Source organism: Corynebacterium mendelii (assembly GCF_017307055.1).
In the GTDB taxonomy this organism is placed as follows: domain Bacteria; phylum Actinomycetota; class Actinomycetes; order Mycobacteriales; family Mycobacteriaceae; genus Corynebacterium; species Corynebacterium mendelii.
The window spans coordinates 61,651-81,904 of the sequence record NZ_JAFLEQ010000008.1 but is presented as its reverse complement, the minus strand read 5'-3'; the positions used below and the strand labels follow the sequence as shown (position 1 = coordinate 81,904).

The following is a 20,254-nucleotide window of genomic DNA, read 5'->3' as shown; positions in this document are numbered from 1 at the left end:
CGCCCAGCGGGCGGGGGGTTTCCCACCCGGTGGAGGCCACCGGGCCGCTGTGCTGCTGTTCCGGCTGCCCGGCACCGTCATCTGCCGGTTGCCGTTCAGGCCGGGGGGTGGTCACCGGGTGATCCGTCCCGCCGGAGCCGGACTGTGCGCCGCCGGGGGTGTCTGTGCCTTCCGGTGCCGGACGGTCGACGGCCTGCGGCCGGTTGTCTGCTCCGGCCGGCCGGGGTTGTGTTTCCCGGGGCCTGGCTGGTGTGGTGGCCTGTCCGCTGTCTGCCCGGTGGCCTGTCTGCCCGGTGGCCGCACCGGTGCCGCCGGTTTCCGTATCACCGTCATCCACCGCGGGTGGCTCAGCTGATGTGTCCGGGTGGGTGTCGGCAGTGTCGCCGGGGGGTGTGCCGCGCCTTGCGGCGCCGGACTCAAAAGGGCCGCTGGCCACCTCACAGGCGACGGGAAGTGTCAGACCGGTGATCTCTGCTATCGCCTCGGCAACAACCCGGCTGTGGTCTTTCTCGCCGAGTTTTTTCGCCAATGCCCCTGTGGTGTGCCCCAGAACCAGGGTGTCCCCGCGCATGCCCCGGACCCGCGCCCCCTGGCACAGCACCAGGGTCACCGGGTTGATCTGTCCGGCGGCAGCCCGGATGTCCTCCCACCGGTCGCGAACCAGTTCCGCCGGATCATCGACGGTCCGGCCGGACCCATGATCCGGGGCTGCACCGCCCTCCCCGGCAGGCTGCCGCGCCGGCTGCGCCGGAGCGGGATGCCCCTGCCCGGATTCCTGCGGGTTATCCGCGTGGTCCCGCGCCGCTTCCTGCGACGCGGGGGCCTGCTGCCGCCGATTGTCGGGTGCGGCCGGCTGCTGGGTGGGCTGTTGCGGTGCCTGCTGCTGCCGATGGTCAGGTGCAGTCTGCTGCTCCTGCTGCGGTGTGTGCGGGGCTTGACTGTCCCTGTGCTGCCGGGGATCAGGCCGCTGCTGGGATTGCTGCGCCTGCTGCTGGCCCCGCTCGTCGGGTGCGGGCTGCTGCGGCGGCTGGTGGGCCGGTTGTGCCGCCGTGGGGGCGGTGGTGCCGGATGTGTGCTGTGCCGCCTGGCGTTGCTGGCGTTTTCGCTCCAGCCGGGCCAGGGCGCGGGCCGCGGCGCTGGTCCCGCTGTCCCCGGCGGATGGCGCGGCCTGGCTGCCGGACCCCTGTCCGCCTGCGGCGGGGGGGTCATCCGGGGTTGGTGTGCCGGTGGTCTGCGGGGCGGGGTCGGCGGGGAGAAGCATGCGGGCGCCGAGGATTTCCAGCAGCAGCCGCGGGGAGGTCGCCCCCCTCATCTGTGACAGGCCGTCGGCGGCCAGCGCGGCCAGCCGGGGAAGTTCCCGGCCGGTAAAGGCCGCCGCCTGATCGGTCAAGGTGGCCGCCTGGGCGGCGGGCACATCCACCAGCCCGCTGGCGGTGGCGGTGGGAACCGCCTGCAGGACCATCAAATCCCTTAAACGGTCAAGCAGATCGGTGACAAAGCGGCGGGGATCGTGTCCGGCGGCCACCACATGGTCGACGGTGGTGAACATCGCCGCCGCATCCCGGCCGGCAATGGCTTCCACGGCGGCATCAATCAGTGACGAGTCGGTCACCCCGAGCAACGGCACCGCCAGCTCGTAGGTCAAATGCCCGTCAGTGCATCCGGCCAACAGCTGGTCGAGCACGCTGAGCGAATCCCGGGGGCTGCCGCCGCCGGCCCGGATGACCAGCGGAAATACTTCATCGTCGACTGTCACGTCTTCGCTGGCGCAGGTGTTTTCCAGCAGTCGGCGCATATCCGGCGGGGTGAGCAGCCGGAAGGGATAGTGGTGGGTGCGGGAGCGGATGGTGCCGAGTACTTTCTCCGGCTCGGTGGTGGCGAAAATGAACACCAGATGCTCCGGGGGTTCCTCCACGATCTTCAGCAGCGCGTTCGCCCCCGCGGAGGTGATCATGTGCGCCTCATCGATGATGAACACCCGGTAGCGGGACTCGCTGGGCGCATACAACGCCCGGTCGCGCAGTTCCCGCATGTCCTCGACACCGTTGTGGCTGGCCGCATCCAGTTCGGTGACATCGAGGTTGCCCGCTCCCCCGGGGGCCAGTGACACACACGAGTTGCACTTCCCGCAGGGGGTGGCTGTCGGACCCTCGGCACAGTTGAGGGAGCGGGCCATGATCCTGGCCGAGGATGTTTTCCCGCAGCCGCGCGGCCCGGAGAACAAATACGCATGGTTGATCCGCCCCGCGTTGAGGGCGTTGGTCAACGGCCGGGTGACATGCTCCTGGCCGATGACTTCACTAAAAGTTGCCGGACGGTACTTGCGATACAAAGCCACATCCACAAACACTACCGCCCCCGCCGGGGACCGCTGCCCCGGCCATCGCGGACGGGTGCACCACACAGCCGGGGCCTGCGGCATCGGCGGGCGGATGACGGCCGGGGCGGGGAAAAAGTCAGCGGCGCGGATCAGTGACGTCCGCGCCCTGCTCGATGAGTGCCTCCTGCAGACCAGTGACCCCGTAGGCCAGCGCGTGGTGGTATTCGTCTTCGGTGAGAAGCACCAGCTGCAGCATCACCGTCATGCGGCCCAGGTTGCCGTCCTGCCGATCATCCGGCCCGGCGGCGGTGACTTTCCCGGGCTGTTCGATCATGTGGGGCACCCCGTCCTCCCACACCCAGGGGACTGTCAGCAGCCCGTGTTTGACGGTCAGTGTTTCATCGGCGTCGGCCAGGGCCAGCACACCCACCCCGGCCAGCAGTTGTCCCGGCTGGGCCAGCACCCGCCCACCACTGTCACGCACCAGGCCCGCGGCCGCGGCCACCGCCCGGGCGGCCAGTTCCATTTCTTTTTCCCCGCCGGCGATGACGGTGAATATTTCCGGCCTCACATCGGCGGTGAAGGTGGCAGTGCTGTTTTCTCCGACGGTGACCGGGCCGGTGGTTGCGGCCGCCGGGGCAGTCATGCCGTGCGGTATCTGGGCGAAATCGACGGTGCTGGCCACCACTTCCCCACCGGTGTCAATCAGCCGCACCGTAAACCCGGCGAGTTCGACGACACTGGCCTCACCTTCGGGCATGAGGGAATCAATCCAGTAGATGGTTTCGTCTTTTTTCAACGTTTCTCCGAAAAAGGGGTCACCGGGTCACTGTCCGCCCATGCCGTTGTTCAGCAGGCAACAAGCGTCAGCACCGCACCCTACCGCAGACAGCCCCCGCCTGCCGCACACCGCACAGGTGCCGACCCGGACACGGGGCTTTACCGGAGAAAAAGCGGCTGGTGCGGAAGGGGCTATTCCCCGGCGCGCGCCGCGGAGGCGTCGATCCCGGCCTCGGTGTCCCTGCCGCGGGAAAACACCGCCACATCCACCATTGAGCCTTTGTGCTCCCGGCCTTTTTGCACAATGCCTTCCAGCACAAACCCCAGGTTCTGCAGCAGCATCCGGGAGGCGGTGTTCGAGGCCAGGGTGGCCACCTCCACCCGGCGGGCACCATTGTCGAAAGCATGCTGGAGGGCAAGATTCGCGCTGTGGGTCATCAGTCCTTTGCGCCTGGCCCACGGGGCGGTGGTAAACGCCAGCGACACCGTCCGGGAGATTTCACTGACCAGACGGATTTCCAGGTTTCCGGCATAGCGGCCGGGGGCTTCGGAAAATTCGATCGCCCACATCACCGTGCCGGGATCCGCGGCCCGGGAACGCATGTAGTCCACGGCCATCTCATGGGTGTAGTCGGCCGGGACCTTGGTGTATTTCTGCGACTGCTCGTCTTGGGCAACCGCAGTCAACGCATCTGCGTCATCATCGACGGGTTCACGCATCACGATGTAACCGTCAGTCAGTTCTACCAGGGGCATCGGCCACGTCATCTCACTCACGGAACATTACTTTATGTGACGCGACCGGCTAACCGTGCACAAGCTGCCCCATAACACCACCTGCACGTCTGTAACCTGCAGGTTTATCCCCCATCACCACACCCGGTGCATATTGTCCGCAAAGCGCGGCGCGACAGCGCGGCGCTTGCCGCGTGCCGCATGCCCCCGCCCACCACTGCCAGCGCACACCCCGGCCCACCGCCCCCGCCCCCGATTGATCAAGGGGCGGGTGCGGTGGGCCGGGGTGGTGGCCGGGGCGCTCATCGCACCGGCGGCATTCTTTTGCTGTCGCGCGGCTGCTTTCACGCGGCGGGACTGTGTTTTTAGGCCTTGCCCAGGTAGTGCTCACAGGCGGCCAGCAGCACACAGGTGGCGACACCGTTCATGGCCAGTTCCAGTTCGGCGACCGGCGGCAGCGACGGGGCCAGGCGGATATTGCGGTTGTCGGGATCCTTGTGCAGCGGGAAGGAGGAACCCGCACCGGTTAAAGCGATACCGGCCTGTTTGGCCAAATCCACCACCGTCGAGGCGGTGCCGTCGACCACATCCAGGCTGATGAAGTAGCCGCCTTCCGGTTTTGTCCAGCTGGCGACCCCGTACTCGGTCAGGCGGTTGTCGAGAATCGACAGCACCATCTGAAATTTCGGCGCCAGGGATCCGGCGTGTTTTTTCATGTGGGCTTTCACCCCGTCGGCATCGCCGAAGAAACGGGCGTGCGCCAGCTGGTTGACCTTGTTCGGGCCGATGCCGCGCACCGACGCATGTGCGGTGTACCAGTCGAGGTTGGCTTTCGACGAGGCGAAAAAGCTCACGCCGGATCCCGCGAAAGTGATCTTCGAGGTGGAGGTCATAAACCAGAAGCGGTTCGGGTTGCCGGCCCGGGCGGCCATGTCGATGACATTGTGGACTTCCGGGAACTGATCGGTGAGGGTGTGGACCACGTAGGCGTTGTCCCACACGACACGGAAATCGTCGGCGGCGGTTGGCATGGCGGCGATTTGTTCGCACACCTTCTTGCTGAAGGTGATGCCGGTCGGGTTGCCGAACACCGGCACGCACCACATGCCCTTGATCGACGGATCGTCTTTGACCAGCTGGGCCACCACGTCCATGTCCGGGCCGTCATCGGTCATGGGCACGGTGATCATCTCGAAGCCGAAGTGCTCGGTGATGGTGAAGTGCCGGTCGTAGCCGGGAACCGGGCACAGCCATTTCACGGTCTCTTCGTCTTTCCAGGGCCGCGGCGAATCCTGGGTTCCCCAGATGTAGGCGAAACTGATCAGATCGAACATGATGTTCAGCGACGAGGAATCCCCGGCGATCACCAGTGAGGGGTCAATCCCCAACAGCTCGCCGTAGATGGCGCGGATATCGCTGATACCGTTCAGCCCGCCGTAGTTGCGGGTATCCACCCCGTCACCGGTGACGTACCGGTCGGCGCTGTCCCCCGGCAGGATGCCGAGCGCAGAGGAAAAATCCAGCTGCTCTGCCGACGGTTTGCCGCGGGTCAGATCCAGCTTCAGGCCACGGGCCTTGAAGTCCTCATAGGCCTTGTTGATCTCTTCGTGGAATTGTTCAAGCTGCTCGGTGCTGTAGTCGCTGAGTTTCATGGCGGTTGGTGGATCACTCTTTCATCTGGGGCCGATCACCCGTATCACGGATGCCGCCCACCGGCGCCTGGCCGGCGGACTGGTGTGTGCCCCCATGGTAGTCGGTTCCAACCGGCGGGGTGATCGCCCACCAACCCGAAAATCAGCAAATCCATCCATCCCCCGCAACCGGCCGGCAACCCCCGCCGGTCTGCCGCCATCACCCCGCCTGCACCCCGCGGCACCGGAGGGAAATAGAAAAAGGATTCCGCACACCCGTCAGAGCTCGCTGACCCTTGCTGCATTCCTGCCCTGGGGGAGTTCACAAGATACACGTCGCACGGAATCCGGTTCCCGAGTCTATCCCACGACACCCCCTGCCCGCCAAACCGGCCGGTCGGCTGGCGTGGGCCACCCCGGAACAACCGGCCGCCGGAGGGGTCGATTTGAACAATGCACCCTTGATTGGGTACAGTCTTTTCCGCTGCACCGTGAGCGCCCAAACGTCCACGGTTGCCCCTGTGACACACAGGTAAAAGCAGCACTGGAGGATTCGACTAGCGGCCTATGTCGCACGCCTGGAACGCGTGTTGGGAGCAATCCCTCAGGGGTTCAAATCCCCTATCCTCCGCAGTAGAGAAAACCCCGGGTGGTCCGCCACCCGGGGTTTTTCTTGTCCGGCTGGCCACGGCGTTACAGGGGTGGAGGTGGGGTTGAGCAGGAGGTGGAACTGAAAAGACCATACGGACGGTGTTCCCGCGTTAGATCAAGACACAGGTCCCTTAACCCGTACCGGCAGCCTGTGGCCTGGTGGAGATGACGGTTGCTTTACCGCCAGTCTGGCCATGCCCGGTTTTTAGCTTTTCACCCATCGGGTTCCCCGGCCACGTGACGGACCATTCGGGTCAATGACAACCAGACCATCGGCTCGTAGGCCCCTGAAAATCGCTGTCATGTCCTCCCGGGGAATACCCAGTTGATGCGCGCACTCCGCGGTAGAAAGAGACTCACCGGCCTCAAGACGCTGTTCGATCCATTCCCTGGTCGACGCATGATGCGTCGTGACCTGAGCTGCTTGTGTTTCCGGAAATGCAGATCTTGCAGTTTCGGTCAGTCTCCAAGACGCATTGGTCAGGAGACCATCGTCAAAACATGGCTCAACAATTCCGATGTCGACAAGTCTCTCCATCGCCTCATCCGCCCCGGCAGGTTCAGTCTGGAGGATCCTCGCGGCCTCACGAAGCGACAGCTGCAGCCTTGACTTCAGTTCCCACAGAACCAGCAGCGCATTCAAGTCCTGGGAAATCTCCAGGCCGAGTTCCTCAGTCAGGGCCACGGTCGCCTGCACAAAGCCCATGTCCGGACGTCCCGTCCTAACGTTGAGGCTGAAAAACGATAATTCGTTCTCAACGCGCGGGGGATTGTATCCAAACCGCAGGCACGCCACCCACATTCGATCGAATCCCCGTGACAATTCCTCAACCATGCCCATGACCCGGAGCGCCCGCATGAGCGTTGGGTTTCGCGGCGCCGATGGCGTGGTAAGAAGCCTGTCTTCCCGCACTCCGGCGACCAGAGAACCCGGGGAGATAACTCTGAGACTCGTGGAACTCTGTTCCACCACAATCGGGGACGTGGTGATCCAGTCACGGTGGGCAAACGCATTGGTGACTGCTTCATCCACAACCGCTCGGGGAATAACAGGAACGACATATTCCTGGCCGTTGGAGAACCTTGCCCTTTTGTCGGTATTGCGGAGATTTTCCTGGATAACGCGCAGCGCAAAAGGTAAGCCAAACACCAACGGCTGCGCTATCTCGTTGACGACCGGTTCGGCACCGGGCACCGTGGACTGAAGTATCTGGGCATCCAGATCATATGGCCTACGAGCCGCGAAGAGAATTTCCGCAGCTTTTGACAGTTTTCCCTGTTCAGTAAGCAGTCCGAGGTGCCCGAGAGTGTCCCAATTGGTGTGAGGACCAGTTCCAGATTGTGATCCGTCACGGCGCGCGATTAATCGCCGCGCCTCAGCGAGCGCATTGCCATCAAGATCCTCGACAGCAAGGTCCACCGGTTTGGCTGTGTAGTCAGGATTCGATCGCTCAAAAGTAATACGGCGACGTTGTTCTTCATTCATGGGCTCACATGACTTCCCAAAACGGAAAGATGCCTGCCCCCGAGTCCCCGTATAGACCGTAAGTCCTTCTGGCACGGCGACCAATAAAAGGCGTGTGCCCGCACAGGTCATCTCTACGACATCAACGGTTAAGTGGGGGTTCGTAGTACAGAAGACTCGATTTTTGAGCCAGTCAACATCACAGGCAGTACCGGCGAAAGCCTCAATTCCCCTCTTTCTTTCGGCAACACCGACCACAATCCAGGCACGGCCCCCATCACCATTGGCCATGCAAATACAGGCAGGAACCACGACCTCGTCAACAGGCTTGCCGTTCTTGGTGAAGACACTCGAATCTACTTTGAAATCCAGCGTTTGGCTCTCAAAGTCATCGGCTATCCCACCAGCCGCAATCCCTTCGAGTGCACGCCGCACCTCTTCCGGAACCTCGCGCGCACAGTCGATCTGGAGCTTCGCTGTCATGAAGACGACCATAAACGCTACCGATATGTTGAAACAATTAGAGGGTCCACACTCCCCCCTCACAATGGCAAAACCGCAGGTCAAGATTGTTTGGGAATTGTTTCAAGCCCCCGGACCCCACCCGACGACGCTATATGTTTCAACAATTACGACCCGCCCAACACCCGCAAACACCCCAAAACCGCAGGTCAAAATTGTTTCCGGAATTGTTTGGGAATTGTTTCTAGCCCCCGGACCCCACCCGACGACGCTATATGTTTCAACAATTACGACCCGCCCAACACCCGCAAACACCCCAAAAGCGCAGGTCAAAATTGTTTCCGGAATTGTTTGGGAATTGTTTCAATCCCCCGGACCCCACCCGACAACGCTATATGTTTCAACAATTACGACCCGCCCAACACCCGCAAACACCCCAAAAGCGCAGGTCAAAATTGTTTCCGGAATTGTTTGGGAATTGTTTCAAACCCCCGGACCCCACCCGACAACGCTATATGTTTCAACAATTACGACCCGCCCAACACCCGCAAACACCCCAAAACCGCAGTTCAAAATTGTTTCCGGAATTGTTTCGGCCACAGCAGGTCATTGTGGCCGGCACCTGGTTTACAGCCGGTTGTCGTCCCACAGCACCGGCTGAGAGCCGACATCGGACAGCTCAAACTCATCGGCCAACTTATCCAGATCGTCGATTCCCGGATGTCCCAGACTTGCCGCGATCTTCTCCCGCACCTGGCCGATGGTCATGGTCTCAAGCATCTGGGTGAGGGTGACTGCACCATCGCGTTTGGCCAGCCGCACCCCTTGTGAATTGACCACCAACGGCACATGCCCGTAGGTGGGTGGTTCAATTCCCAGCAGCTTCGCAAGGTAGGCCTGCCGCGGGGCAGAGGACAGCAGATCATCGCCGCGCACGACCTGATCGACCCCCTGGAAACCATCATCGACCACCACCGCCAGGTTGTAGGCCCAGTCAGGTGCCTGCCCGCCGCGCCGCAACACCATGTCGTCTATTTCCCCGGTGTAGTCGCCGCAGAACATGTCGTGCACTGTCATGGAGTCCATCCCGGCGCGCAACCGCAGGGCCGGGACACAGTTATTGGCGGCACGTTCCCGCCGTTTGTTTTCCCGGGTTTGTTCGTCCAGATCCCGGCAGGTGCCGGGATAGCAGCCGGGGATGACATGCGGCGCCCCGGAGGCTTCCCGGATGTCTTTGCGGGAGCAGTAGCACTCATAGACCAATCCCGCAGCCGACAGCTTCTTCAGGGCCTGGCTGTAGGCGTCGAAGCGGTCGGATTGGGTGACAACGGGTTCATCCCAGTCAAGCCCCAAAAGCGCCAGGTCGTCGAGTTGGCGGGCAGCCGATTGGTCGCTGGAGCGCTGTGAATCAATATCTTCGATACGCATCAGGAAACGCCTGCCCGTTGCCCGGGCCACCAGCCAGGCGATCACAGCCGTGCGCAGATTGCCGAAGTGCAGATCCCCGCTGGGTGATGGGGCATAGCGGCCGGCCCCGGCGGGTACGGACGAAACTGACTGTGTCATGGTTGTCGATTGTAGGGGGCGGGAAGATGTGCGCCCCTGGGCGCTTGTCCACGTGTTGTCTTGCCCGGGGCGTCTGTCTAGTGCACCGCGTATTTTCGGTGCCGGGTTGTCACGGTGGGCTGGAGTGGATGTGGTGTGTGGTGGTTTTTTTACGTCAACGACCGGTTGTGTGGCACGATCTGTTGCCATGTCCGACACAACATCTGGGCAGGGCGTACCGGTGGAAACCGGTGCGTCCGGAAAAGCCCGCTTCATTCCAGTCCAAAAAACCTACTACCCGGTGATCGTCGCCCTGTTTGTGGCGGTGTTTCTGATCTCGAATATCACGGCAACCAAGGGTGTTGCCATTGGCCCGGTCATCACCGACGGCGCGTTCTTCCTTTTCCCCGTGGCCTATGTGCTGGGCGATGTGCTCAGTGAATGCTACGGCTTCAAAGCCACACGCACAGCAGTGTGGACGGGTTTTGCGGCGATGCTGCTGATGACGGTCGCGTTCTATGCGGCCATCGCCCTGCCCGCAGCAGACTTCTATGACGGCCAGGACAGCTTTGCCGCGGTCCTGGGTCTGGTGCCCCGTATTGTGCTGGCATCTCTTGCCGGATACCTGGTCGGCCAGCTTCTCAACTCCTGGTCGCTGGTGGCGATAAAAAAACGCACCGGCGAGAAAACCCTGTGGGCCAGGCTCCTCGGGTCAACGGTGGTCGGCGAATTCGGCGACACCCTGGTGTTTTGTCTGATCGCCGCCCCGGTGATCGGTATCACCACCATCGGTGACACCGTCAACTACACGGTGGCCGGTTTCTTCTGGAAAACCCTTGTCGAGGTCGCGGTCATGCCGCTGACCTACCTGGTGATCAGGTATGTGAAAAACAAGGAAAACTACACCGGCTGACCCTTCCCCCACTTTTTTCATCCGACAGCCCCGGAAAAGAGATCGGCTGCCCTGTGGCACCACGGTTTTCTTCCGGGGTCCCTAAGTTTGTGCGGGTCTTTTTCTGCGGGTTGGGGACGACGGTGTGCTTCAGAGTCGGCTGGGCGGGTGTGTCACCGGTTGGTGTTTTTGCCGCCTGCCGCATAGTAGCGGCCCATGAATTGTTTTTTGTAGTCGTCGAAACGGCCGTCGATGATTGCCTGGCGCACGTTGGCGACCAGGGTGACCATGAAGTACAGGTTGTGGATGGTGCACAGGGTTCCGGCCAGAAACTCGTTGGCTTTGAGCAGATGCCGGATGTAGGCGCGGGAATAGTTCTCGCTGACATATCCGCCGAGTTCCTCGTCGATGCCGGAGAAATCCCTTGTGAACCGGGCGCCGGTGAGGTTCATCCGCCCGTCCAGGGTGTAGACCCCGCCGCGGCGGCCGAGCCTGGTCGGTGCCACACAGTCGAAGGTGTCGGCCCCGTTTTCCACGGCGGTGAAAATATCGTCCGGTTCGCTGATACCCAACAGGTGGCGGGGTTTGTCTTCGGGAAGCTCGTCACACACCCAGCCGACAATGGTGCCCAGGTTTTCTTTTTCCAGCGCGCCACCGATACCGAACCCGCCGAAACCGCGTTTCCCGGCCTGCTCCTGCCGGTCGGAAAGCTCGACCAGCCCACGGGCGGCCCGGCGGCGCAAATCCTCGTACTGGGCGCCCTGGACCACCCCCCACAGGGATTGTTTCGGTTTGTCCGGGCGGGCGAGAGTCAACCGGTGGTGTTCCTCCAGGCAGCGCCCGGCCCACCGGTGGGTGCGCTCAACCGACTGCTCCTGGTAGTCCCTGGTGTCAATGAGGGTGGTCAGCTCATCGAAAGCGAACATGATGTCCGCGCCCAGCTGGTGCTGGATTCCCATGGACACTTCCGGGGTGAAGCGGTGCTTCGAGCCGTCGATGACCGATTTGAAATCGACCCCGTCTTCGTCGACGTTGGCGTAGCGGTCTTTTTTCGCTGCCCTGATATCCGTTTCCGAATACTGGCTGGTGTCCATGGCCAGGACTTTTTTGAACCCCACCCCCAGGCTCATCACCTGGAATCCCCCGGAGTCGGTGTAGGTGGGCCCGTGCCAGGCGGAAAAACGCGCCAGCCCCCCGGCCTGGTCGACAATGTCCGGGCCGGGCTGCAGGTACAGGTGGTAGGCGTTGCCCAAAATGGCCTGCGCCCCGGTGAGCCTGATCTGTTCCGGGGTGAGTGTTTTCACCGTGGCTTTGGTGCCCACCGGAATAAACGCCGGGGTCTGGATGTCCCCGTGCGGGGTGTGGATGACACCGGCCCGGCCGTGACGGCCCCCGGGAAGGCGGGTATCGACGGTGAAGGAAAGATCACCGGAAACAGTGGTCGGGTTAGTCGCAAAGGGTGCTGGGGCCATATCGGTCAACTGTAGCCGGTGGCCGTCACAGAGCACACACCGTCACCGGGCTAGTCGTTGAGGGAGTGGCGGCCGCCGATTTTCAGCGACTTTTTCAGCGACCCCCGCGCCCGGGAGGCCTCCAGCTCGACGTCGGCCCGGGCTTCTTTGTCCCTGCGCTGCCGGTCGATCTGCCGGGCCAGGGCTTCGCCCTCAATATCGATGTGCGGCAGGATGTTGTCCAGCCACCTCGGAATCCACCAGGTGGCCCGGCCCATCAAAAACATCGAGGCCGGAACCAGGCCCATGCGGACGAAGAAAGCGTCGCAGAGAACGCCCGCCGCCAGGGCGAAGCCGAAGATTTTGATGAACGGCAGCGGCTGGTCGATAAAGGCCACGAACACGCTGATCATGATCAGCGCGGCGGCGGTGACCACCCGCGACCCCATTGAAAAGCCCTCGATCACCGATTCCTCCACCGCGTTGTAGCGGCCGGGCGCCCGGTCTTTTTTCGCCGTCAGCGACGCGTAGTGCTCCCGCATCCGGGAGACCAGGAACACCTGGTAGTCCATCGCCAGGCCGAAGGTGACGCCAATGAGGAAAATCGGCATGAACGAGATGATCGGCGCCGGGGTGCCCACAATGCCCCACAGGCCCTTTTGCCAAAACAGCACGGTCAGCCCGAAGGCGGCGCCGACGCTGAGCAGAAATCCCAGGCCCGCCACCAGCGGCACCATCACCGAGCGGAACACAATCAGCAGCAGCAGGATCGCCAGACCGACGACCACCGCCAGATACCGGGGCATCGCCGCGCCGAGGGATTCGGTGATCTCCGCCTGGATGGGGGTCAAACCGGTGATACCGATGACAATGCCGGTGGTGTCCTCGATTTCTTTTTCCGCGTTGCGCAACGCCCCCAGAATTTTCGGGGTGTCGGCATCGGCCGGACCGGTTACCGGGGTGAGCAGCATCTGCGCGGCCAGCCCATCGTCCGAGGCGTCGAACAGCTGCATGTGCTTGACATCCGGGCTGGTACCCAAAAGCTGCAGCACCCGGGCGTAGGCGGCGCCGGCGGCCACCTGTTTGATTTCGGTCTGGGTCAGCGGCTGGCCCTTGCTGATGGCGTCGTCGATGGCACCGTCAACAATCGGGGACAGGGATTTGGCCTGGGTGTTGACATTGTGGGCGTCGACAACAACCAGAAATGGGGCGTTGACCCCGGGGCCGAACCCTTCGGCCAGAAGATCGGCGGATTTGCGCTGGGTGGTGTTTTTGTAGGAGGTCGAATCACTCGGCAGCGACATCTCCAGCCCGAGGGCCGGAACGGATAATGCACCCAGCCCCAGGATCACCAGGGTCAGCACCAGCCCGGGGAAACGGTGCACTGTCCGCGCCCACCGCTGGCCTTTTTTCACCCGCGCATCCTCCCGGGCCTGGGCCTGCGCATCGGTTTCGTTTTTGTCGGCGTTTTTCGGCCGCGGATTACCGGCGATCCCCGGGATTTTCACCCCGAAAGTGTAGGAGCCGCACAGCCCCATCAACGCCGGCAGCAGTGTCAGTGCCACGGCCACGGCCACCGCCACGGTCAGGGCGGCCGCCGCCCCCATCCACGTCAGGAAGGGAATACCGACCAGCGCCAGGGCGGCCAGGGCCACAATGACGGTCAACCCGGCAAACACCACCGCCGATCCCGCGGTACCCACCGCAATGCCGGCGGCGACCTCCCGGGGATATTTGCGGTATTCGGTGCGGTAGCGCGACAGGATAAACAGCGAATAGTCGATACCGACGGCCAACCCCAGCATCACCGCCAGCACCGGGGTGACATTGTTCAGATCCAGAAAAGCGGTGGCCAGCATGATCGACAGGGAACCGATCCCGATACCGACCACCGCCGTTATCAGCGGCAGCCCGGCGGCGACCAGGGAACCGAAGGTAAACACCAGCACCACAAACGCCACCCCCAGGCCGATGATCTCGGAGGTGGATTTGATCACGATCGGATCACCGAACCCGGATCCGCCGCCCTCGACCTGAAGGCCGGCGGCACGGCCGACTTCCATCGCCTCATTGATCGCTGCCCGGTGCTCGTCGGTCACCGCCGAGGAATAGGGCACATCCAACTCAAAAGAGGTGTAGGCGATCCGCCGGTCTTTACTGACCAGCGACACATTGTCGGCGTCGGCTTCCGCGGTGGCCAACGGCAGGCCGTAGGCGGTTTCCTGCTCAATGATCAGCTCCCTGATCTGCGGGTCAACCACCAGCGGGTTGCCGAACTGTCTGCCCTTGATCAGCCCGGGAACGGTGTTTTCCAGGGTGGTGACCACATCCTGGATCGCCTCGCTGTAAACCGGCTCGTCGAGGGTGTGCCCCTCCGGCGCGGCGAACACCATCGTCACCCCGGCGACCAGCAGCGGGTTTTTCTGGTCCGGGAAATTCTGGTTGACCATGTAGCTGGCCTGTTCGCTGGGCATGCCGGGGATCTGGAAAACATCGTTGAAACCCTTTTGCAGCGCCGCCGACGCCCCGCCGATACCGCCCAAAAGCAGCAGCCAGCAGATAATGACGGTGAACTTTTTCCGGTACGACCAGTGGCCGAGTTTGTACAAAAACTGGGCCATGGTGATCCTTCCGGTTAACCGCCCCGGCCGCCGGGGCGCTGCACGCCAGCGTGTGTGATCAACCACCGCAACCGGTGGCCGTTGACGGGCATGTGCGACAAACATTCCGGCGCATCCCACAGTGTTCCGCCGGTCAGCTGAGGGGGGAAAACAACAAAGGATGTGCCTGCACTGGTATCTCTATCGCCCGCACCCGTCGAGACTACAACAATCCGCAGGTGAAGCGATATGTCGCCAAAAACCCCGGTGCCCGGTTTCAACCGGACGCCGGGGTCTTGGACTCATGGCGGTGGCGGGGGGATTTGAACCCCCGGTTGGGGATTACCCAACACTCGCTTTCGAGGCGAGCACCTTCGGCCGCTCGGACACGCCACCGCGAGGTAGCTTAAACGAGACGGCCCGACGATGACAAATCGCCGCTTTTCCGCCGGCCACCCTCCGCCGGGGCGGCGGGCAGCCGCCGGTGCGGCGGTTGGTTACTTGTCGTCTTTGAACGCGCCGATGACTTTGTCGGCGGCTTCCTTGACTTTTTCGCCGGCTTTGTCGACGGCATCTTTGACTTCGGCCTTCACCTGATCGGCTTTGCCCTCGTTTTTCAGATCATCATTGCCGGTGGCGTCACCGACACCTTCCTTGATCTTGCCGCCGAGGTCGTTGGCCTTGTTCTCGAAATCACCCATGGGGGACATCCTTTCAGGACTTTTGTTGAAAAATTATTGTGCGTACCACCCGGACTCCGGCACGTACCCGCACCATGTGGGGCACCTGCCGGGGAAGATGGCTGTGACAGGTTCAACGCACCACCGGCCGCACCAGTTCCCGTTGCGGGGCTTGAGAACACACCTCTATCCCCCCTCGGAGTCAGTGACCGTGGTTTTTCCCGCTTCACCCCCAGCCCGCGCGAAAAAAGCGGTGGCCCCCGGCCTGCGGGCCTGTCACCGGTTGCGGTGGCTGCCCGACCGGGCGGCAGTTGTTTGACCGGAAGACCCGCACAAGACCCGGCGGAGGCAAATCCGTGGGGGCAATGGCAGCTTATGGGACCGTGACAGCAGCAGTGCCCGCCGTTGACGCACTGTCCTGTTTTTGTCTTTTTTTGCCACATTCACCGGCCGGGTTGTCCCGGGATGAGGCGGAAAGGCCGAGGCGGATTGACCTGGTCACCCCAGCCGGGTCGCACTGGTGGGCAGCAACCAAAAACCGCATGGTGGCGTGTTTCCGTACCCGCCTGGGAACACGGTCCCCGCAAATCCACACCGATATTCTGGCGGTGATCAACCACACCAGTGAGGTGGAAAACCAACTGGAGCAGGCCGGCTTCACACTGACAACACTGGGGAAAAAGACTCCCGGAACAGGAAAAAAGCACCGCTAGCCGTCTTTGACGGTTGAAGCACTGGCGTTGATCTTTGCGTCCTCCGGGCTGGCCACACTTATGTTCGACACCCCGCTCACGGGAAAGTCAGTGGCCGGCCATCCCCTGTTATTCAGCGTGTGGGCACTGTTGACTGTGCTGGGTGTTGTCACCGTGTGGAAAAACGACTGGCGCTCGTGACAACCATCCCTGACCGGGGAAGCTGCAACGGCACCAGCCCGCCCCCGGGGCTGTCGGGTGGCGGGCTGCATGTGCATGTATGTTGTGGACGAACCTGCCCCCACCGGATGCCGGCGGAAAAAGCCGGCGGGTGTGGTGGGCCTACTGGTTGTCGGCTGCGGGCTTGTCGTCGCCGGACAGCGCGTCGAGGGCTTTGTCAACACCGGAGTCGACGGCGTCCTTGGCTTTCTGGGCGGTCGATTCGTCGGAGACCTTGCTGTCGATGAGCTGGTCGGCTTTCTCGGTGGCCTGCTGGCGGATTTTTTCCTCGTTGCCTTTCAGGGCGTCTTTGGCTTTGTTGGCGAGGTTTCCAAGATCCATGGGAATGCTCCTTTGTGTGCCGCGAATGCGGCTGTGTTGTCGTCTGCGGTGATCCACCGGCACTTTTTGTCCGCACCGCGCGCGTGCAGCAGGCGGGTATCTGTTTGACCGGTGGTGCGACACCCACGATAGCGGCGGCGGCGCCCAGGCGTGCAACAGGTTATCGGCGCAGCGCGGCAAAAAACTCTTTCAGCAGGTCAGCGCATTGGTCGGCGTTGATTCCGCCGAGGATTTCGGGGGTGTGGGTGGCTCCTGCTTCCCGCAGCGGATCAGTCACGCTGCCCAACGCACCGGTTTTGTCTTCCCAGGCGCCGAAGATGACGGTGCCGACGCGTGCCGCGGCTATCGCCCCGGCGCACATCGGGCACGGCTCCAGGGTGACGGTCAACGTGGCATCCACCAGCCGCCAGCTGTCGCCGAGGACTCCCACCGCCTGCCGGATGGCCAGTATTTCGGCGTGCGCCGTCGGATCGTTGTCGGCTTCCCTGCGGTTGCTGGCCCGGGCCAGCACTGCACCGTCGCGACCTGTGATCACACAGCCGACCGGCACATCACCGGCCGGAGTGGCCCGGGCCTGCGCCAGGGCCAGGGCCATGAGCTTTTCGGCTTTCAACCGGTCATCCGGCGGGTTGAGCCTGCGTCGGTGTGGGGGACGCGGACCGCCGGCCACCGGGATGATGGCCTGCTCGACCGGTTCAGTCGACATCCAGCCCCAAAGCGTCAGCCAGTTCGGTTTCGAAACCGATTTCCGCGGCAATGCGCATCAGCTGCTCGGAGGCCCACAGTTCACTGTCGTCGCAGATAATGCTCATCACCTGCCCGCCGCAGCCCAGATCGGACAAAATGTCCATGTCGCCTTCCGCCCACGGGTCAATGCGGTCGAGTTCCTCGTCGGTCAATTCCGGGATTTCCGCCCCGATCTCATCCATGGCGTCGGCGGCGAAATCATCGTCGGTGGCCATGGTGGCATCCGACAGCAGCACCCTGATCTCCCCGGGGGCGGGGCGGACAATGGCGAAATACTGGTCCTCGACACACACCATGGCGAAAGCCGGGCCCTCATTGCGCATGACCCTGACCCGTTTGGCCACCGAAGCGACATCGTCGGGCAGATCATCGAGCTCGTGGACAATCCACTCACCCCCCGCAGAGGTCACCACAGCGGCGAAACTCATCTCATCGTCGTCGCCGTCATCGAAATCATCGTCATCGTCGTCATCCCAACCGGTGTCGGGGTTGTCGCTGTCGTCGTCACGATCATCATCGGCGGCGTCGAAACGGTCGAACTCGTCATTGTCATCGTCGCCTCCGCGGCGGCGGTCCACACCATTAGCGTCCATGCCTTACCAAACTAGTCGCCGCAACCGGCGGTTGTCAGCCATACTTGGATGTGTGAAACCCAACGGCATGAAACGCGACGTCTGCATTCTGGGACTGGGCCTGATCGGCGGCTCCCTGATGAAGGATTTGAAGGCGGCCGGCCACCCGGTGTTCGGCTTCAACAGGTCCCCTTCGGGGGTGAAGGCCGCCGTCGGTGACGGGTTCAGTGCCACCGACTCGTTGGGCGAAGTGTTGGTCGAGGCGGAGAAAAGAAAAGCCCTGATTGTCATCGCCACCCCCATGCCGGCGGTGGCGGGGCTGCTGGACCAGATCGCCCAGCTGGCCCCCAGCTGCGGCATCACCGATGTGGTCAGCGTCAAAAAAGAGGTCTACCGGCAGGTCAAACAGCGGGGACTGGAACACCGCTATGTCGGCGGGCATCCCATGGCCGGGACCGCCGACTCCGGGTGGACGGCAGCGCAGGAAGGCCTGTTCACCAACGCAGCCTGGGTGGTCGGCTTCGATTATGCGGTCGAATGCGCCGGAGCGCCCAAAGGACCACTGGAGAAAATGTCGGCCACCACCGCGCGGATCATCGACAAAGCCGACAATCCGGCCAACATCAATCCCGGCGCGGACAATGACACCCCGCCCGGAGCCACCCCCACCGACCCCGTTCCGGCCGAATGGATCGACTTGTTCACCGATGTCGTCGCCATGGCGCACATCGTCGGCGCACAGGTCATCCCCGCCACCTATGACCTGCACGACTCGGCGGTGGCACGAATCAGCCATCTGCCGCATCTTCTGGCCGAATCACTGGCCATTGTCGGCGACAACGGCGGGGCCCTGGCCCTGTCGCTGGCCGCCGGGTCATTCAGTGACGGCACCAGGGTGGCCGGATCCCATCCCTCACTGGTGCGGGCCATGTGCGAAACCAACCATGAGGCGCTGCTGGTGGCCCTGGATGAGGCATTGAGTCTTCTCACCGACGCGCGGGCCAACCTGGCGGCGAACAAACCGTCGGTGGAGGAATTAACCGATGCCGGCTACCGCTCGCGTATCCGCTGGGAAGCCCGCAGCCAACAGGGCGACTCCCAACGGCCGATCCTCCGGCTGCACCCCGGCGCACCCGGCTGGGTGGCGCAGCTGCGCCAGGCGGAAAACCTGGGTGCGAGAATCGAGGTGTTTTAAAAACCGCAGCCCCCGGCGCCCCGCTGACTCTTCCCGCAACCGCACACCACCCGGCCCCGGCATCCACACGTGAGACCTCTCAAACGAACTACCCCGGGATGATCACGCAATGATCTAGTTCCTTGTGGCTCTCGGGCTACACGCTGCGCACAAGCCACAGCGTGGCTTGGACCGGACCCACAGCTGCCAGGGGATGCCGCACAAAGCGGCCACCGGCATCCACCTGCCCCCGATTGGTGTGCACGGTTGCGCAACGGGATGGCGTGAAGCGGTGTTGTCCCGGCAGGCCCGCCGGCACCTCGGGCGGGCGTGGACTCCTCCCCCGCCATGGCGGCAGCTTGTCCACCGTGCACGGCAGACCTGCTGCGAACTTTTTCTGCCGCTGCGGTATGCCCTCCGTTTCGCGGCCCCCGTACGCCACCGGCGTCGTGCAGGAAAACCACAGTAAAACTGCAACGCTTCATCCGCCTTCTGATCGGACAAGCGAAAAAGGAGGCGCTCAACCCGAAAAACGGGGAGCGCCTCCAAAGTTAGAATGGGAGTACAGGCAGGTAAACGGTACAACCGTTAACACCTACATGATTCCCATTTACGTCTCCAAGGATACTAGATAGATGAGTCAAACCGGAAGAGCTGGAGCAGCTCATTGACCGCATGCTCGAATTGACCTCCCGCCGCACCCCATGGCATCGGCCGAACTGGCGAGCGGGAACTCTGGAAATTGTCCAGGAGATGCTCAGTGAAGCACTGATCCCAGGGACGAAAGACAGGACCCTGAAAGAGATGTACGACCATATGAGTCGGACTCTCAAAAAAGACGAAGCTGCACAATCTGTCCAGCCTCAACTCTGCAGCGCCCTGAAAAATTACGGGAAAAAACAGGGGAAAGACAGCTTCAACATTCAATTGGCAACCGAGTTTTTCAACGACCTCCAACACTCATATTTGGAAAACTGGGCCGAGATTTTGGGTAGCGAAAAAAAACGAATCTCGCTTGACGTTGAAGGAACTGCCAAAAGAATAATTTCCCATACCCTCTATCGTGGAATGTCACCGAATAGCATCTACAAGTTTCTTGAAGACTACAAACAGTCGAATAAAAGATGCACCCTTTCGGAACTTGTATTACAACTCGACGAACGAGAAAAACAACCCCTCAAGACCTTTACTTTCGCGGTCCCCGTAACCGCGGCACCCGAGTTCCTCCATGGCCCATCACCCTGCGACCCGTGGCTGAACGCAAGTGAACTTAAACAATGGAAACATAAGCATTCC

At 62.4% G+C, this 20,254-nt stretch carries 18 protein-coding genes, 2 tRNA genes and 1 other RNA gene; 7 read left to right on the top strand and 14 right to left on the bottom strand.

Annotated features, from left to right (window positions below):
• The 5 genes from JZY06_RS03710 to ffs all read right to left on the bottom strand — a co-directional run.
• On the bottom strand, positions 1 to 2,338 hold a 2,338-nt coding region (locus tag JZY06_RS03710), incomplete at its 3' end, for a DNA polymerase III subunit gamma and tau (protein ID WP_207118469.1).
• Positions 2,339 to 2,456: 118 nt separating this feature from the next.
• Positions 2,457 to 3,119, bottom strand: a complete 663-nt coding sequence (locus tag JZY06_RS03705) for a suppressor of fused domain protein (protein WP_207118468.1) — start codon at positions 3,117 to 3,119, stop codon at positions 2,457 to 2,459.
• A gap of 173 nt (positions 3,120 to 3,292) precedes the next feature.
• A complete protein-coding gene (locus tag JZY06_RS03700; RefSeq protein ID WP_242516684.1) occupies positions 3,293 to 3,868 on the bottom strand; it encodes a GNAT family N-acetyltransferase in 576 nt (191 codons plus the stop codon).
• A gap of 332 nt (positions 3,869 to 4,200) precedes the next feature.
• Positions 4,201 to 5,487 (bottom strand): aminotransferase class I/II-fold pyridoxal phosphate-dependent enzyme, encoded by a 1,287-nt coding sequence (locus JZY06_RS03695; RefSeq protein WP_207118466.1) that lies wholly within the window; start codon positions 5,485 to 5,487, stop codon positions 4,201 to 4,203.
• A 235-nt stretch (positions 5,488 to 5,722) separates the two neighbouring features.
• Positions 5,723 to 5,819: signal recognition particle sRNA small type (gene ffs, locus JZY06_RS03690), an RNA gene on the bottom strand.
• Between the two features lie 193 nt (positions 5,820 to 6,012).
• Here ffs and JZY06_RS03685 point away from each other — a divergent pair.
• Positions 6,013 to 6,097 (top strand) — tRNA-Ser (locus tag JZY06_RS03685).
• A gap of 225 nt (positions 6,098 to 6,322) precedes the next feature.
• Here JZY06_RS03685 and JZY06_RS03680 read toward each other — a convergent pair.
• Positions 6,323 to 8,065 carry an ATP-binding protein gene (locus tag JZY06_RS03680; protein WP_207118465.1) on the bottom strand — a complete coding sequence of 581 codons (1,743 nt, stop codon included), beginning with the start codon at positions 8,063 to 8,065 and terminating at the stop codon, positions 6,323 to 6,325.
• Here JZY06_RS03680 and JZY06_RS03675 point away from each other — a divergent pair.
• Positions 8,064 to 8,705, top strand: a complete 642-nt coding sequence (locus tag JZY06_RS03675) for a hypothetical protein (protein ID WP_207118464.1) — start codon at positions 8,064 to 8,066, stop codon at positions 8,703 to 8,705. The genes JZY06_RS03680 and JZY06_RS03675 overlap by 2 nt on opposite strands.
• On the opposite strand, the gene gluQRS is transcribed toward JZY06_RS03675, so the two are convergent.
• Complete coding sequence (gene gluQRS, locus JZY06_RS03670) at positions 8,672 to 9,610, bottom strand: tRNA glutamyl-Q(34) synthetase GluQRS (RefSeq protein ID WP_207118463.1); 939 nt, start codon at positions 9,608 to 9,610, stop codon at positions 8,672 to 8,674. The genes JZY06_RS03675 and gluQRS overlap by 34 nt on opposite strands.
• A 187-nt stretch (positions 9,611 to 9,797) precedes the next feature.
• On the opposite strand from gluQRS, the gene JZY06_RS03665 reads away from it, so the two are divergent.
• Positions 9,798 to 10,502, top strand: coding sequence for a queuosine precursor transporter (locus JZY06_RS03665; RefSeq protein ID WP_207118462.1), 705 nt, complete (start codon positions 9,798 to 9,800; stop codon positions 10,500 to 10,502).
• Positions 10,503 to 10,654: 152 nt separating this feature from the next.
• On the opposite strand, the gene tgt is transcribed toward JZY06_RS03665, so the two are convergent.
• From tgt to JZY06_RS03645, 4 genes are all read right to left on the bottom strand, one after another.
• A complete protein-coding gene (gene tgt / locus JZY06_RS03660; RefSeq protein WP_207118461.1) occupies positions 10,655 to 11,953 on the bottom strand; it encodes a tRNA guanosine(34) transglycosylase Tgt in 1,299 nt (432 codons plus the stop codon).
• 50 nt (positions 11,954 to 12,003) lie between these two features.
• On the bottom strand, positions 12,004 to 14,553 hold the full coding sequence (locus JZY06_RS03655; protein WP_207118460.1) for an MMPL family transporter: 2,550 nt from the start codon (positions 14,551 to 14,553) through the stop codon (positions 12,004 to 12,006).
• A gap of 284 nt (positions 14,554 to 14,837) precedes the next feature.
• Positions 14,838 to 14,928 (bottom strand) — tRNA-Ser (locus tag JZY06_RS03650).
• A gap of 101 nt (positions 14,929 to 15,029) precedes the next feature.
• The gene (locus tag JZY06_RS03645) at positions 15,030 to 15,233 is read right to left on the bottom strand and encodes a CsbD family protein (RefSeq protein ID WP_207118459.1); all 204 of its coding nucleotides are present in this window, start codon (positions 15,231 to 15,233) and stop codon (positions 15,030 to 15,032) included.
• 524 nt (positions 15,234 to 15,757) lie between these two features.
• Between JZY06_RS03645 and JZY06_RS03640 the strand changes: the two genes are divergently transcribed.
• Complete coding sequence (locus JZY06_RS03640) at positions 15,758 to 15,925, top strand: hypothetical protein (RefSeq protein WP_207118458.1); 168 nt, start codon at positions 15,758 to 15,760, stop codon at positions 15,923 to 15,925.
• Between the two features lie 6 nt (positions 15,926 to 15,931).
• Entirely contained in the window at positions 15,932 to 16,105 is a 174-nt protein-coding gene (locus JZY06_RS03635; RefSeq protein ID WP_207118457.1) for a hypothetical protein, read from the top strand.
• A 141-nt stretch (positions 16,106 to 16,246) separates the two neighbouring features.
• On the opposite strand, the gene JZY06_RS03630 is transcribed toward JZY06_RS03635, so the two are convergent.
• The 3 genes from JZY06_RS03630 to JZY06_RS03620 all read right to left on the bottom strand — a co-directional run bounded on the left by JZY06_RS03630 (position 16,247) and on the right by JZY06_RS03620 (position 17,805).
• Complete coding sequence (locus JZY06_RS03630) at positions 16,247 to 16,465, bottom strand: hypothetical protein (RefSeq protein ID WP_207118456.1); 219 nt, start codon at positions 16,463 to 16,465, stop codon at positions 16,247 to 16,249.
• Between the two features lie 160 nt (positions 16,466 to 16,625).
• A complete protein-coding gene (locus JZY06_RS03625) occupies positions 16,626 to 17,060 on the bottom strand; it encodes a nucleoside deaminase (protein ID WP_242516683.1) in 435 nt (144 codons plus the stop codon).
• Positions 17,061 to 17,160: 100 nt separating this feature from the next.
• Positions 17,161 to 17,805 carry a tRNA adenosine deaminase-associated protein gene (locus JZY06_RS03620; protein ID WP_242516640.1) on the bottom strand — a complete coding sequence of 215 codons (645 nt, stop codon included), beginning with the start codon at positions 17,803 to 17,805 and terminating at the stop codon, positions 17,161 to 17,163.
• A 52-nt stretch (positions 17,806 to 17,857) separates the two neighbouring features.
• On the opposite strand from JZY06_RS03620, the gene JZY06_RS03615 reads away from it, so the two are divergent.
• Positions 17,858 to 18,979 carry a prephenate dehydrogenase gene (locus JZY06_RS03615; protein WP_330617069.1) on the top strand — a complete coding sequence of 374 codons (1,122 nt, stop codon included), beginning with the start codon at positions 17,858 to 17,860 and terminating at the stop codon, positions 18,977 to 18,979.
• A gap of 654 nt (positions 18,980 to 19,633) precedes the next feature.
• On the top strand, positions 19,634 to 20,254 hold a 621-nt coding region (locus tag JZY06_RS03610; protein ID WP_207118454.1), incomplete at its 3' end, for a hypothetical protein.

Excerpts from the sequence above, each read along its gene's own strand:
- JZY06_RS03625 (WP_242516683.1), bottom strand. The coding sequence starts at position 17,060 with ATGGCCCTGGCCCTGGCGCAGGCCCGGGCCACTCCGGCCGGTGATGTG.
- JZY06_RS03680 (WP_207118465.1), bottom strand. The coding sequence starts at position 8,065 with ATGACAGCGAAGCTCCAGATCGACTGTGCGCGCGAGGTTCCGGAAGAG.
- JZY06_RS03655 (WP_207118460.1), bottom strand. The coding sequence starts at position 14,553 with ATGGCCCAGTTTTTGTACAAACTCGGCCACTGGTCGTACCGGAAAAAG.
- gluQRS (WP_207118463.1), bottom strand. The coding sequence starts at position 9,610 with ATGACACAGTCAGTTTCGTCCGTACCCGCCGGGGCCGGCCGCTATGCC.
- tgt (WP_207118461.1), bottom strand. The coding sequence starts at position 11,953 with ATGGCCCCAGCACCCTTTGCGACTAACCCGACCACTGTTTCCGGTGAT.
- JZY06_RS03695 (WP_207118466.1), bottom strand. The coding sequence starts at position 5,487 with ATGAAACTCAGCGACTACAGCACCGAGCAGCTTGAACAATTCCACGAA.
- JZY06_RS03620 (WP_242516640.1), bottom strand. The coding sequence starts at position 17,805 with ATGGACGCTAATGGTGTGGACCGCCGCCGCGGAGGCGACGATGACAAT.
- JZY06_RS03700 (WP_242516684.1), bottom strand. The coding sequence starts at position 3,868 with ATGACGTGGCCGATGCCCCTGGTAGAACTGACTGACGGTTACATCGTG.
- JZY06_RS03645 (WP_207118459.1), bottom strand. The coding sequence starts at position 15,233 with ATGGGTGATTTCGAGAACAAGGCCAACGACCTCGGCGGCAAGATCAAG.
- JZY06_RS03665 (WP_207118462.1), top strand. The coding sequence starts at position 9,798 with ATGTCCGACACAACATCTGGGCAGGGCGTACCGGTGGAAACCGGTGCG.
- JZY06_RS03630 (WP_207118456.1), bottom strand. The coding sequence starts at position 16,465 with ATGGATCTTGGAAACCTCGCCAACAAAGCCAAAGACGCCCTGAAAGGC.
- JZY06_RS03675 (WP_207118464.1), top strand. The coding sequence starts at position 8,064 with ATGAAGACGACCATAAACGCTACCGATATGTTGAAACAATTAGAGGGT.